The sequence below is a fragment of the Paraburkholderia sp. J69-1 genome (assembly GCF_905220255.1).
Classification (GTDB): domain Bacteria; phylum Pseudomonadota; class Gammaproteobacteria; order Burkholderiales; family Burkholderiaceae; genus Paraburkholderia.
In genome coordinates, this window is the sequence record NZ_CAJMZG010000018.1 from 1 (window position 1) to 13,167 (window position 13,167).

General features: G+C 60.7%; 12 protein-coding genes. 5 read left to right on the forward strand and 7 right to left on the reverse strand.

Features of this window, described 5'->3' with window-relative positions; all coding sequences use genetic code 11:
- The first annotated feature begins 69 nt into the window (after positions 1 to 69).
- From hpnI to U5A67_RS27990, 3 genes are read left to right on the forward strand one after another with little or no spacing between them, the layout of a single operon-like run.
- Complete coding sequence (gene hpnI / locus U5A67_RS27980) at positions 70 to 1,263, forward strand: bacteriohopanetetrol glucosamine biosynthesis glycosyltransferase HpnI (RefSeq protein WP_321816950.1); 1,194 nt, start codon at positions 70 to 72, stop codon at positions 1,261 to 1,263.
- A gap of 36 nt (positions 1,264 to 1,299) precedes the next feature.
- Positions 1,300 to 2,304 carry a lysylphosphatidylglycerol synthase domain-containing protein gene (locus U5A67_RS27985; protein ID WP_321816823.1) on the forward strand — a complete coding sequence of 335 codons (1,005 nt, stop codon included), beginning with the start codon at positions 1,300 to 1,302 and terminating at the stop codon, positions 2,302 to 2,304.
- Between the two features lie 41 nt (positions 2,305 to 2,345).
- Complete coding sequence (locus tag U5A67_RS27990; RefSeq protein WP_321816824.1) at positions 2,346 to 3,134, forward strand: metallophosphoesterase; 789 nt, start codon at positions 2,346 to 2,348, stop codon at positions 3,132 to 3,134.
- Here U5A67_RS27990 and U5A67_RS27995 read toward each other — a convergent pair.
- Positions 3,124 to 3,969, reverse strand: a complete 846-nt coding sequence (locus U5A67_RS27995; protein WP_321816825.1) for an oxidoreductase — start codon at positions 3,967 to 3,969, stop codon at positions 3,124 to 3,126. The two genes, U5A67_RS27990 and U5A67_RS27995, sit on opposite strands and share 11 nt — an antisense overlap.
- A gap of 93 nt (positions 3,970 to 4,062) precedes the next feature.
- Here U5A67_RS27995 and U5A67_RS28000 point away from each other — a divergent pair, with 93 nt between their 5' ends.
- A complete protein-coding gene (locus U5A67_RS28000; RefSeq protein ID WP_321816826.1) occupies positions 4,063 to 5,034 on the forward strand; it encodes an AraC family transcriptional regulator in 972 nt (323 codons plus the stop codon).
- A gap of 12 nt (positions 5,035 to 5,046) precedes the next feature.
- Here the strand turns inward: U5A67_RS28000 and U5A67_RS28005 are convergent, their stop codons facing one another.
- From U5A67_RS28005 to U5A67_RS28030, 6 genes are all read right to left on the reverse strand, one after another.
- The gene (locus U5A67_RS28005; protein ID WP_321816827.1) at positions 5,047 to 5,874 is read right to left on the reverse strand and encodes a helix-turn-helix transcriptional regulator; all 828 of its coding nucleotides are present in this window, start codon (positions 5,872 to 5,874) and stop codon (positions 5,047 to 5,049) included.
- A gap of 72 nt (positions 5,875 to 5,946) precedes the next feature.
- Positions 5,947 to 6,234 (reverse strand): hypothetical protein, encoded by a 288-nt coding sequence (locus tag U5A67_RS28010; RefSeq protein ID WP_321816828.1) that lies wholly within the window; start codon positions 6,232 to 6,234, stop codon positions 5,947 to 5,949.
- A gap of 107 nt (positions 6,235 to 6,341) precedes the next feature.
- On the reverse strand, positions 6,342 to 7,301 hold the full coding sequence (locus tag U5A67_RS28015) for a transporter (protein ID WP_321816829.1): 960 nt from the start codon (positions 7,299 to 7,301) through the stop codon (positions 6,342 to 6,344).
- 163 nt (positions 7,302 to 7,464) lie between these two features.
- Positions 7,465 to 8,145 (reverse strand): DUF1214 domain-containing protein, encoded by a 681-nt coding sequence (locus U5A67_RS28020; protein WP_321816830.1) that lies wholly within the window; start codon positions 8,143 to 8,145, stop codon positions 7,465 to 7,467.
- A 169-nt stretch (positions 8,146 to 8,314) separates the two neighbouring features.
- Positions 8,315 to 10,174: a dihydroxy-acid dehydratase gene (gene ilvD, locus U5A67_RS28025; protein ID WP_321816831.1), complete on the reverse strand. Its 1,860-nt coding sequence runs from the start codon at positions 10,172 to 10,174 to the stop codon at positions 8,315 to 8,317.
- A gap of 336 nt (positions 10,175 to 10,510) precedes the next feature.
- Complete coding sequence (locus U5A67_RS28030) at positions 10,511 to 11,596, reverse strand: porin (protein ID WP_205985688.1); 1,086 nt, start codon at positions 11,594 to 11,596, stop codon at positions 10,511 to 10,513.
- Between the two features lie 332 nt (positions 11,597 to 11,928).
- On the opposite strand from U5A67_RS28030, the gene U5A67_RS28035 reads away from it, so the two are divergent.
- Positions 11,929 to 13,164, forward strand: a complete 1,236-nt coding sequence (locus tag U5A67_RS28035) for an AAA family ATPase (protein WP_321816832.1) — start codon at positions 11,929 to 11,931, stop codon at positions 13,162 to 13,164.
- Positions 13,165 to 13,167: the final 3 nt, after the last annotated feature.

Sequence of the window (13,167 nt, forward strand, 5' to 3'; positions counted from 1 at the left end):
AAAGGCTCGCGCAAGGGCGTTTTTCCCGCGAACCTACGAGCGCTTGCACTCGTTTTCCTCCTCGGCGCTGTGGTGGTCACGGCGCTGGGGGACCTGGCCTCACCTCAGGTCGAGCATGTATTCCTCGACACGATTGCTGCGCTGCTGGGCGCTGCGGCTTCGATCGGCATTGTCTATACGGTGGTGGCGAGTTTCCTGGTTGGCCGCTTCTTTTCCCGTAGCGTCAAGGTGCCGAAGCACTTTCCCGGCGTGACGATGGTAAAGCCGCTGCATGGCGACGAGTGGGAATTGCGCGAACACATCGCATCGTTTTTCAATCAGGATTACGAAGGAGAGATCGAGTATCTCTTTGGCGTGCACGATGCGAACGACGCGGCGCTCAAGAGCGTCGAAGCGCTGAGTGCGCGTTATCCTGACGCGAAAATCACCGTGGTCGCGGACGGCCGGCTTTATGGGCCGAACCGTAAGATCGCCAATCTCGTCAATATGCTCGAACACGCTAGCCACGATATTTTGTGTTTCGCGGATAGCGACGTGCGCGTCGATCGGTCGTATTTGCGGCAGATCGTGGGCACGCTCGACGAACGCGGCGTGGGTCTTGTGACCACGATCTATCGTGGTCTATGTGCGCCGGGTTTCTGGCCACGCGTTGGGGCGGCACTCACGAACTATCATTTTCTGCCTGGCGTGATTACGGGCGTGGCGATTGGCCGGGCGCGTCCCTGCTTTGGACAGACGATTGCGATTACGCGGCAGACGCTCAATGAAATTGGCGGCTTGCAGCAATTCGCCCATCATCTTGCTGAAGATCACGCGCTCGGTGAAGCGGTGCGCCGCAACGGCGCGACGGTGGCGATTCCGCCGATGGTGGTCCAGCACGCTTGCGTGGAAGACACGTTTGCCGCGTTCTTCAAGCATGAATTGCGCTGGAGTCGCACGATACGCGCGGCTGATCGCTCCGGTCATCTGGGTGCTGTGTTGATGCATCCGCTTCCTCTGGCGCTGCTGTCGATTGTGTTTTCAGGCGGGGCAGTGGCGGCATGCTGCATAGCGGCATCCGCGCTGCTGGCGCGCGTGCTGTTGGTGCTCAGGGTCGATCGCGCCACGCAGAACCGCACGCGCGGGTTGTGGAATCTGCCGCTCTGCGACATGCTGCAGTTTGTGGTGTATATCGCGAGTTTCTGTTCGTCCGCTGTGGTCTGGCGCGGCATCCGTTTCAGCGTGGATGGCAACGGCATGCTGTCGCCCGTCCATGACGAATGAGCGGAAGTGGCTATTTCACGCAAGAGAAAGTAACTGATGAAGCAGCTTGGTCGTATTGCGGCGCTGGCCGGTTTTGCCATCGCCGCGTTTCTAGTCTGGCGCGAACATCCGGAAACGACATGGCGCCTGATGCGCGATGCGGGTTTCGGGCTCGTGCTCGCCGCCTGTGTTCACGTTATGCCGATGTGGGCGAACGCTTGGGATTGGCGCACGCTGATCCGTCCCGCTGAGCGTCCGTCCTTGCTGACGATGCTCAAGATCGTGTGGATTCGCGAGTCGGTGAATGGATTGCTGCCGGTCGCGCGCGTGGGCGGCGAAATCGTCTCGTTTCGCTTGCTCAATCGTCTTGGCGTGCGTCCTGCGAGTGCGTTGGGAAGTCTCGTCGTCGATATTCAACTGACGTTGATCAGCCAGCTTCTGTTTGCATTCCTCGCGTGCGCCTATGTGCTCGACCAGTCGAATTCCGGCGCCGCGCATACGATCAGCACGCTGCTCTGGAGCATTAGCGCGGCCGTGCCGGTTCTGGTGCTGTTTGCGCTGGTGCAGCATGCACGGCCGTTCGAGCGGATGGCGCGCGTGATGAATCAGGTGACGAGCGGCAAACTGGTCGAACTGGTGGGAAAGTCGGTTCGTATCGATCAGGCCGTCAAGTTAATATGGCGGCGCAAAGCGACGGTTCTGCGCTATTTGTTCATCTGGCAAACGATTCAATTCATTGGCTTTTCACTCGAAATCTGGCTTGCGCTGCGCGTGCTGGGCGCCGAGCCGACATTCGCCCAGGCGTGCGTCATTGAAGCGTTGATCCAGATTGTCAGCAGTATTGCGTTTCTGGTGCCCGCGAGTCTAGGCGTGCAGGAAGGCGGTTTTGTGCTGATCGGAGCGATCTTTGGCTTCGACGCGCCGACGTGCCTCGCGCTGGCCGGCGCGCGTCGCATACGAGATCTGCTGTTTTATGTACCGGGCCTTATCGCATGGCAATTGGCCGAATATGGCGGGCCGCGCGAACGCCAGACGCAGGCGAAACTGGGTCATGGGGTCTGAAACTGACGAGTGGCCCGTCATCAAGAATTTGGCAACACGATATGCATGTACAGATTGCGTCGGATCTTCATCTCGATGCGTTGCAGAAGAAGTTTCCCGATTGTGCGCCGCTCGCCATTGCGCCGGGCGCCGACCTGCTGATTCTCGCGGGCGATATTGATCTGGGCGCTGCGGGCGTCGATCGATTCGCCGAATGGCCCGTGCCCGTGATTTACGTGAGTGGGAATCACGAGGCCTATGGTTCGGGCTATCGCGAAACCGTGGACGGTATCGCCAGGCGCGCGCAAGGGACGAATGTTCATTACCTCGAGCGTCGTTCGATCGAACTCGATGGTGTGCGTTTTCTGGGCTGCTGTTTGTGGACCGATTACGCGCTTTATGGCGATAGCGCCACGAGTATGGAATACGCACGCGAAGCGATGTCGGATCATCAGGCGATACGGCGTGAAGACGGCGGCTCGTTTGGCCCGGAAGAGGCCTTGGCCGAACACCGCGGTGCAGTCCAGTGGCTTGTGAAGGAGCTGGCGACGCCGTTTCGCGGCAAGACGGTGGTGATTACGCACCATGGCGTTTCGCCCGAGTCCGTGCACGAGCGTTTTCGCGATCATCCGGTCAATGCCGGCTTTCTAAGCGATCTACGTAACCTGCTACCTTTTGCGGATCTGTGGATTCACGGCCACGTGCATGACTCGTTCGATTACCGGTCGGGCGGCGCGCGCGTGATGGCGAATCCGCGCGGCTATCCGTTGAACCTGGCATCGGCGCACAGCCCGGCTGAATTGCAATGGGAAAACCGGGCGTTCGATCCACATTGCGTCGTCAGGCTTTAACCGGGTTGTCGGTTGAAACCGTTAGCGCTTCCCACGCGCGAATTTCCTCATCTAGCGCCGACAATTTGCTTCGCACCAGACCAAGCGCATCGCTGCCCAGCAGCAGATGCGCGGGCGGGTTCTGCGCATCGATTACCGCGAGCATCGCCTGCGCGGCCTTTTGCGGATCGCCCAGTTGCTTGCCGCTTTTCTCCTCGCGGGCCTGGCGAATGGGATCGAAGAGGGCGTCGTAATCCGCTATCGAGCGCGGTGTGCGTGCCATCGAGCGTCCGGCCCAATCGGTGCGAAACGAGCCGGGCGCCACGGCCGTTACGGCGATGCCAAACGGCTTGACCTCTTTGCCCAATGCTTCCGAGATTCCCTCCAGCGCAAATTTGCTGCCGCAGTAGTAAGTAATCCCAGGCATGGTGATATAGCCTCCCATCGATGTGATATTCAGGATGTGGCCGCGACTGCGCTCGCGCATGAAAGGCAACACGGCTTTCATCATTGCGACGGCGCCAAATACATTCACATCGAACTGCCTGCGCATCTCGGACAAGGGCGATTCTTCCATCACGCCTTCATGGCCGTAGCCTGCATTATTGACGAGCACATCGACCGGGCCGACAGTCGATTCGATCCCGGCGACAACGCCATCGATCGCATCGAAATCGGTCACATCCAGCACGCGAGCGAAAGCGTCTTGCGTGGATAGCGCCTCGAAATCGCGCTTCGCTTCTTCGCTGCGTACCGTGCCGATTACGGTGTGACCTGCCGCCAACGCCTCTTGCGCGAGCGCTCGCCCAAAGCCGCTGCTAACGCCCGTGATCAGTAGAATCTTGCTGGATGCCATGAGAGCCTCGCTCGAATGTTGTCAGAAACACCATACTAGTCTCAGGAACAGGGCAAAATAAGCCAAATTACCGGATTTATATTGCCTAAAACTATGAGCAAGAAACAAGCCGTTCCACTCGAAGCCGAGCGGGCGCAGCCCAATCGCAAGCGCACGATTGCGCTTTTGCGCGCGCTGGCGCCGGACGAGGGCTACAACCTCACGCCGCTGCCGGGCGTGCGTATCCTGCGCTCGAACCGGCCCTTGTCGATGACGCCGGTGCTTTACGATCCCGGCATCGTGATCGTGTGTCAGGGCAGCAAGCGCGGCTATTTCGGCGATCAGCTCTATCGCTACGACGAGGATCATTACCTCGCCGTCTCCGTGCCGGTGCCGTTCAACATGGAAACCGAGGCCAGCGCGCATCGCCCGTTGCTCGCGCTCTATCTGCATCTGGATTTTGCGCTTGCTGCCGAACTCGCAGCGCAGATCGATCGAGAAGGCCTTGCGGAGCACGTGCAGGCACCGCAAAGCATGATGTCGACGCCGATGGACGATGCCATGCAGGCGTCCGTGTTGCGCTTTCTGGAGGCCATGCATCAGCCGCTCGAAGCGGCGGTGTTGGGGCCGGGATTGTTGCGCGAACTGTATTTTCGCGTGCTCACCGGCGCGCAGGGCAGCGCGATGCGCGAGGCGCTGGCGATGAAAGGGCAGTTTGGCCGCATCGGCCGCTCGCTGCGCCTGATTCATGCGAACTATGCGCAGGCACTGGATGTGATGCAGCTAGCGGATGAAGCGGGCATGAGCATGCCGAGTTTCCATAGCCACTTCAAGGCAGTCACGCAGATCTCGCCGATGCAGTATGTGAAATCCACGCGTTTGCATCAGGCGCGGCTGTTGATGGTGCGGCAGGATCTGACTGCGGAGGCGGCCTGTCACGCTGTGGGTTACACGAGTGCATCGCAATTCAGCCGCGAATTCAAGCGCTTGTTCGGTTTGACGCCGGCGGCGGAAACGCGCCGCATGCGGGAAAGCTTCGCGATTCCCGAGCCGTTTGACGGCGCGGTGTTTGTTTCGTCGCATTGAGTCATTTGCCGCTTAACGCATCGCATCGTTATGGGGCTGAGTTTGTCCAAGCGTATCCGCAGGCCGATATTCGCTGGGCGGCACGCCTAATTCGCGGCGAAACATATCGCTGAAACTAGTGGGCACATAACCGAGCGATCGGGCAACCGCGCTCACGGATTGCCCTTCTGCAAGCCGCGAAACCGCAATCGCCAGTTGCACCTGGCGTCGCCATTGCGCGAAGCCCAGACCCAGTTCCCGCGTGAAGAGTCGCGCGAGCGTGCGCACGCTTGCGCCCACCGACGCCGCGTGTTGCTCGAAGGCAATCTCATTCGACGGATGGTCGATCACGGCCCGGCAGAGCATGGCGAGGCGCCGGTCTCCCGAACCCGCCGTCCCCACGGCATCGGGCAACGGAATGCGCAGCGACGAGCGCCGCGCATGCGCGAGTTCCATCGCCGCGAGATGCGATGCGGTGGCGAGCCAGGCGTCGTCGCGTTCGGCTTCGTGTTCGGCGATGGTACGGATCAATTCGCGCAACAGACCATCGATTTGGAACACTTCGCTGCGCGTACTCAGATGCCCGATATCGCGTTCGTGCAGATAGAGATTGCGCATTTCCACTTCGCTAATCATGTGGATGGCGTGCGGGGTGCCAGGCGGCAACCAGACCGCGCGCTGCGGCGGCACGACCAGTGCTTCGCTGCCGGCCTCGACCCACATCACGCCGGAGACCGCATACAACACTTGCGCCCAAGTGTGCGAATGCGGCTCGATATGCAGACCGCGCGGATAGCGGCGCGCGAGCGAGCGGCCACGTCCGGGCGCGTCGTCGAGAATCGGGGGCGCGGCTTGGGTCATAGATTACGATGCTTCAGGGCGAAAGGCGAAGATCGCTACGCTATCACGAGACGGAAGGGCACGCGCGTTGCGCTACGGGCAGGTGTGCGTGCGAAAGTCGATGATCAATTGCACCATGCGCAAAGAGAAAAGCACGTACGCTACGGTCAGTGCCGCCTGCAATGCGACGTGCCATCGCAGTCTGGACCACTGTCGCAAGCAATCGATCAGATTCAGAACGATGAGCACGCGACCAACACCGGCGACGATATAGCCCGCAAAACGCGGATTCGACCAGCTCGGCGAGTTCATGAAGTCGAAGCTTTTGGCGGATTCAAAACCCGCTGCAACCAGCACGGTTGCAATCACCAGATTGCGCACATGCTTGAACGCGGATTTCAGCCCGCTCCGGTCGAATGTGCCCGTGCAGCAGCGTGTGCGACACCTCGCATGAATGCCCCTTGAACAGGCCGATTGTGCGCGCTTGCTTATTGAAACGTTGCGTTGATGGTCAATTCGACGGCATTTCCTTTCGGACGATTGCTCGCGCTAAACTCATTCACCCAACGCAGCGCTGCGCCTACCAGTGTCTTGTCGATTTTTCCATTCCATGTGAGCGTCGGGCCAATCCCGACCGAGTGGCCCTGCGAGCCGCCCGTCAATTGTATGATCCCGCCCGTATCGTTGCCTACCTGCTGGATATAGCCACCGATGATGCCGGCGCCCCAACCGCCCGCGAAACGCTTGAGCGCCAGCACATCCAGCACGCTGACCGGCGCATTGTGATATTGCGTGTCGTTATTCGGCGTATAGAATTCGAGGCCGTAATTCAGCGAAAACTCGATATTCTCGGCCGGGAAAATATGGGTGTACGCAATCGTGGGCGTGAAAGTCCAGGTATTCTGACCGGCGTTGGCGAGGCGATTGGCATTGTAGGCGCCGGTGGGCGCGAAAATCTGCACGCTCAGCGCGATGTGATCGATTTTCGTCAGATGGTAGCCCGCCACGACAGGCGAGAAGAACACATCGGCGAATTGCGTGCCGTGGTCGTTCGGCAAAACACCATGAAACAATGAGATGTCGGTGTATTGCAGCGGCACGCCGAACGAGGTGCCGAAGTTCCAGCCACCAGCCGTGATTCGCCACGTTTTGACCGCATTGATCAGTGTGTACGAGATCGTGTAATCGAGCCCCGCAGTGACGCGTCCCGCAATCGGCAGGGTTTTACTCGCGCCGACTGAACCTTCGTAGTAGATCGTATTGAGCGAAATGATCCAGTCCGATGTGGGCGGCACCACGCCCGCATAAGGCGAGATCTGCATGCCGGTGATCGGGCGGCCAATGCCGCTTTCGGTGGCCGCAGCGTTCAAGGAAACGCCAAGCGTGCCTGAACATGCGATTGCGGCCAGCAGCCTTGTCGACATTCTGCGCGCTTGAATGGTGGTCATCCTGTTGGTATCCAGCGTGATCGTGTCGATGAACCTGCGCCGTTCGGTTCGCCTGTGTGATGTCCGGCACACGCCAGCTACGGTCGACGGCGTGGTGACGCGTCATGCGTCGCCACGGGAGGAAACGCGTCAGGCAGCGCGATCGGCGTGTTACCGGCTTCGCTTATTTCGTCGGCGTAAAGTCGCCGGGCTTCCAGCTCTTGTCGAACGCCGCGGCCTCCAGGCCATAGATGCGGATATAGGCGAACCAGCCACGGCCAGGCACAGTCTTGATCCAGTGGCCTTCCTGCCCCTTGGGCGCTGTCGGGCCGAAATACAGCGTCACCGGTTTGCTCTGGTCGATATCCTTCAACTCGAACAGCGAGCGCAGCGCGGCTTTGTCCTGATCGGTTTGCACCTGCAAGCGGGTAGCGGCGTCGTAGGCGGTCACGGACCAGAAAAGCTTGCCCGGCACCGGTTGCGGAATCACCAGTGTGTAGTGCTTGCCGCCATCGAGCCACGCGCCTGCGGCGTCGCGCGCGCCCAGCCAGTAGAGCGAACCCGCGCCCGGATCACGCCGGAACATCGCAGGCGAAGTGACGATGGCCTGCGCAAACCAGCGGTCGTGCGCATGCAGATCGATCCCGCCAAGCGTCTCGAACTGCACGCTGCCCGGCACGAGGCCGATCCACTCCCAATGACGGTCGGGCCACGGTTTGAGGTCTTGCCGATTGCTGTCGAACGCGGAAACCAGCATCTGGTCGCGGCCCATACGCGCGGCGCGATCGAGTAGAGCCTTTTGTTTTTCGTCGAGATGGACGGGCTTGCCTTTCTCGATGCCAAGTTCGGCCAGTAGCCCGTACATCGGCAGAAAGGAGGGATTGAGCGGCGCTTGCTGGATGATCTTGTCCAGTTCCTGCCAGAACTGGGGGTTGTCCTGAATTGATCGATGGACGCAGGGTGCTTTTCATTTGCAAACGACCAAGAAAAAAGCCGCTCTTTCGAGCGGCTTTTTTATCTGCTACGACAACGGATCAGTCGTCGAGCAGCGACAGATCGCGCACAGCGCCCTTGTCGGCCGACATCACCAGCTTCGCATACGCCTTCAGTGCCGCCGACACCTTGCGCGGACGCGCTTCTACCGGCTTCCAGCCCTTGGCGTTCTGCTCTTCGCGGCGGCGCGCCAGTTCTTCATCCGAAACCAGCACGTTGATCGAGCGGTTCGGAATGTCGATGCGGATGCGGTCGCCATTGCGCACCAGACCAATCGCGCCACCCGCTGCCGCTTCCGGCGAGCAGTGACCGATCGACAGACCCGAGGTGCCGCCCGAGAAACGGCCATCGGTCAGCAGCGCGCATTCCTTGCCCAGACCCTTCGACTTGATATAGCTGGTCGGGTAGAGCATTTCCTGCATGCCGGGGCCGCCCTTGGGGCCTTCGTAACGCACGATCACCACGTCGCCGGCCTTGACCTTGTCGGCCAGGATGTTCGCGACCGCTTCGTCCTGCGACTCGGTCACGTGCGCCGAGCCTTCGAACACGTGGATGCTTTCGTCCACGCCGGCTGTCTTCACCACGCAACCGTCCAGCGCGATGTTGCCCGTCAGCACGGCAAGGCCGCCTTCCTTCGAGAACGCGTGCTCATACGAGCGGATGCAGCCTTCGGCGCGGTCGGTGTCGAGGCTCGGCCAGCGCGTGTTCTGGCTGAATGCCGTTTGCGTCGGGATGCCTGCGGGGCCGGCCATGTAGAAGGTCTTGACCGCTTCGTCCTGGGTGAGCGTGACGTCCCACTGGTCCAGTGCGTCCTTGAGCGTGGGCGCGTGCACGGTCGGCGCGTCGGTGTGCAGCTTGCCTGCGCGGGCCAGTTCGCCCAGGATCGCCATGATGCCGCCTGCGCGGTGCACGTCTTCGATGTGGTACTTGTTGGTGTTCGGCGCAACCTTGCACAGTTGCGGCACGACGCGCGAGAGGCGGTCGATGTCACGCATCGTGAATTCGATTTCCGCTTCCTGGGCGATCGCCAGCAAGTGCAGGATGGTGTTGGTCGAGCCACCCATGGCGATGTCGAGCGTCATCGCGTTCTCGAACGCCTTGAAGCCCACCGAGCGCGGCAGCACGCGGTCGTTCTCGCCTTCGTAGTATTCGCGCGTGATTTCGACGATACGACGGCCCGCGCGCTTGAACAGTTGCTCGCGGTCCGCGTGCGTGGCGACCACCGTGCCATTGCCCGGCAGCGAAAGGCCCAGTGCTTCGGTCAGGCAGTTCATCGAGTTGGCCGTGAACATGCCGGAGCACGAGCCGCAAGTCGGGCAGGCCGAGCGTTCGACTTCGGCGACTTCGGCGTCCGAGTACTTGCTGTCGGCGGCGATTACCATCGCGTCGATCAGGTCGAGCTTCTTGACTTCGATCGCCTTCGTGACCGGGTTTGCGAGGCGCGTCTTGCCGGCTTCCATCGGGCCGCCCGACACGAAGATCACAGGGATGTTCAGGCGCATCGCGGCCATCAGCATACCCGGGGTGATCTTGTCGCAGTTCGAGATGCAGACCATGGCGTCGGCGCAGTGCGCGTTGACCATGTACTCGACCGAGTCGGCGATGATGTCGCGGCTCGGCAGCGAGTAGAGCATGCCGTCGTGGCCCATCGCGATACCGTCGTCGACGGCGATGGTGTTGAATTCCTTGGCAACGCCGCCTGCGGCTTCGATTTCACGCGCGACGAGCTGGCCCAGATCTTTCAGGTGCACGTGACCGGGCACGAACTGGGTGAACGAGTTGACAACGGCGATGATCGGCTTGGCGAAGTCTTCGTCTTTCATGCCGGTGGCGCGCCAGAGCGAGCGCGCACCTGCCATGTTGCGGCCGGCGGTGGAGGTTTTGGAACGGTATGCGGGCATCGTGGGTGCTAGTGAAAAATCGCTGAAAAATTAGCGGGCCACGGGAATAAAGGCCCCTCGAGCGCCCGCGCGGCCAACCTTTTGAGCGGCGCCTCGGGCAAACTCTGTAATTATCCCATACGTGCCGCAATGCCGTCCTAGTCGGCCGAATTTGAGGTATTTGCGTGCGCGAGCAAGGGTTTTTCGCCGGGCGAACATAAAGCTCGCTGAAAGCAGGGCCGAAAACGATCGCCGCAGACGCAGACGAAAAAAAACCGCACGCGAACTTTGCATGCGGTCTCAGACGATCCGTGGATCGTGCAGTGCCGGCCGATTCTGCCAGGCCGGCAGGCGTTATCAGAACAGGTTGCGCAGACCGATTGCGACGCCGGTCTGGTTGTTGCGACCCGGGTAGTCGATCTTGTAAGCGCCGGTGCCGCGCGTGAAGTCGACCGTGCCGTAGACTTCCGTACGCTTGGAGATCGAGTACTCTGCGAGCAGCGTGGCCGAGTAGTTGATACCGTTGCCCAGATCGCCGTTGCCGAGCGATGCATTGCGTGCGTGGCCGTAGTAGCCTGCGACCGTGATGGCCAGCGGGGCGGTGGCTTGCCACGTGGTGCCGACGTAGAAGTTGTCGTCGATACGGTTCGGGCTCACAGCGCTCGTCGGCAGCGAACCGGTTTGCAGTTCGGCCTGGTCGACCGTGCCCGAGTTGTCCTGCGAGTGCAGCCAACCGGCGAGCAGGCGAACAGCCGGCGTAACCGAGTAGACGAGGCCGACGTTAGCCAGGTTGAACTTCTTGCCGGCGACGTCGTTCTGCTGCCAGCCAACGAGTGCTGCGAGCGGGCCGACCGTGTACGAAGCCGTCAGGCCATACATGCTGTTTTCGCCGGTGCTGCCTGCCACGCCGCCGAAACCGTACATCGCCTCGACGTGCACGCCTCCGAACGTGTTCGTGTACTTCGCCGAGCTGTTCGTGAAGAGGAACGGGCCGACCGGGTTGTACGCCCAGCTGTCCTGCCAGTAATCGGCAACGGTCAGCGGATCGAACGTGTTGCCCATTTCGTCGAAGAACGGCGTTTGCTGGCGACCGAACGTCAGCGTGCCGTACTGCTGGCTCGAGAGACCCACGTAAGCGTTACGCTGGAAGAGCGTGTTCGAGGTGTTGGCGAGCTTGCCGTTCCAGAGGTTGAACTGGTTTTCCAGCTTGAAGACAGCGGAGAGTCCGCCGCCCAGATCCTCGGCACCCTTCAGGCCCCAACGGCTCGGCGTCACGGCGCCTTCGCGCATTTCGACCAGACCGTCGTTTGCTGCGTTGGCGTTGGTTTGATAGCGGATTGCCGTATCGACGAGGCCGTACAGCGTGACCGAGCTTTGCGCGAAAGCGGACTGTGCCGAAAGGGCCAGCAGTGCTGCGCCGATTGCTGCGGTGGTCTTCTTCATGTATTCCCCGTTTGTAATTGATTCCAGCGGGCTCGGGCGCGGCGCTGGCATTAGTCTTCGAACCAGTATCGCGGACGGTGTCCCGTGCACGAAAGTGGCGATAATATTTCGAACCATTAAATTTCCCGCAATAAATTTAAATGGGTGTCGCACGGGCACAACATGGGCTGGCGCAGCGTGCAATTGCCCGCTATCAGGGCGTTCGCGAGGTTTCGGGCGGCTGGCGGCATGCATCGCCGTATAAACGCAAGCAGGTAATATGAGCGGCGAAACGGGGTTTTCCCTAATTCTTTTCTTTCACGCGCTTTCCATCTCATGAAGATGATTTGCCGATGAATACCCAGGCTCTCACAGTTCAAAACGAAGGTCCCGAAGGTCTCTATTCGCGTGGCGCGGGTGCCGCGCGCGAATGGTGGCGCGTGTCGCTTTCGGAGCGCGCGCAGATGTTCCGCATCGAGCACGGCCGTGACGCAGCGGGCGAAGGCGCGGTGGACATCGAAACAGTTGTCGATCTCGACAATCTGGAAGCGAAGCTGCTTAAGTGGCGCCGCGAAGGTTTCGTTTCAGCGGCTGAGCGCGAGGACGAAGCACGCGCAGTGGATGCGGGCAGCCAGTTCGCAGCGGAGCTTCGGCGGGCGGCGCAGCTTGCACAAGAGGCGGCGTTGCCTGCTGTGGAAACGGGTGTTTGCATCGGCAATGTCGTTATGCCGCTCACGCCTGAAGGCACGCCAACGGCGCTGGTGCCGCGCATCAACGAGGCCTATCTTTTCACGGCTCGTACAGACGATATCGCGCTCGATATCGTCGAAAACCGTCGCGTGATGCTGATCGGTCACACGGGTTCGGGCAAGACAAGTTTTATCGAGCAGGTGGCCGCACGCACAGGGCATGGCGTATTGCGCGCGAATATGAACGGGCAAACGACTATCGGCGATTTCGTCGGTTTCTGGACCGTGAAGGGCGGCGAAACGGTGTGGGTGGATGGCGTGCTGCCGGTGGCGATGCGCGAGGGCTACTGGCTCATCATCGACGAACTCGATTTTGCGGAGCCTTCGATTCTGGCGGTGCTGACTGCGGTTCTGGAACCTCACGGGCGCTTGTTATTGAAAGAGCGCGGCAATGAAATTGTTACGCCGCATCCGTCGTTCAGGCTGTTCGCAACGGCCAATGCAGCCGGGGCGATGAGTGCATTCCGGCACCTGTATCAAGGGTCGAATCTGCTTAATGAGGCGTTTCTCGATCGCTGGCGCGTCTATCTTTTCGACTATCTGTCGAAAGAAGAGGAAACCGAAGTATTGCTGCGGACCTTGCCGCAATTCACGCCGATGCTGGCGCAAACGCTCGCCGCCATTGCCGCCGATTGTCGCGCGGCTTTCGCGCGCGAAGATCTGGCGAGTACGTTTTCGACGCGGCGTCTGATCGACTGGGCCGAGTTGATGCTGCGCACCGGCGACGCCGACCGCGCTGCCGGTCCGGCGATCTACGCGAAAGTCAGCGCTGAAGATGCGGCTTTGATTCGCAGCATCATTCGCCATCACGCGATTTTCGACATGGATTCCAGCGTATAGCGC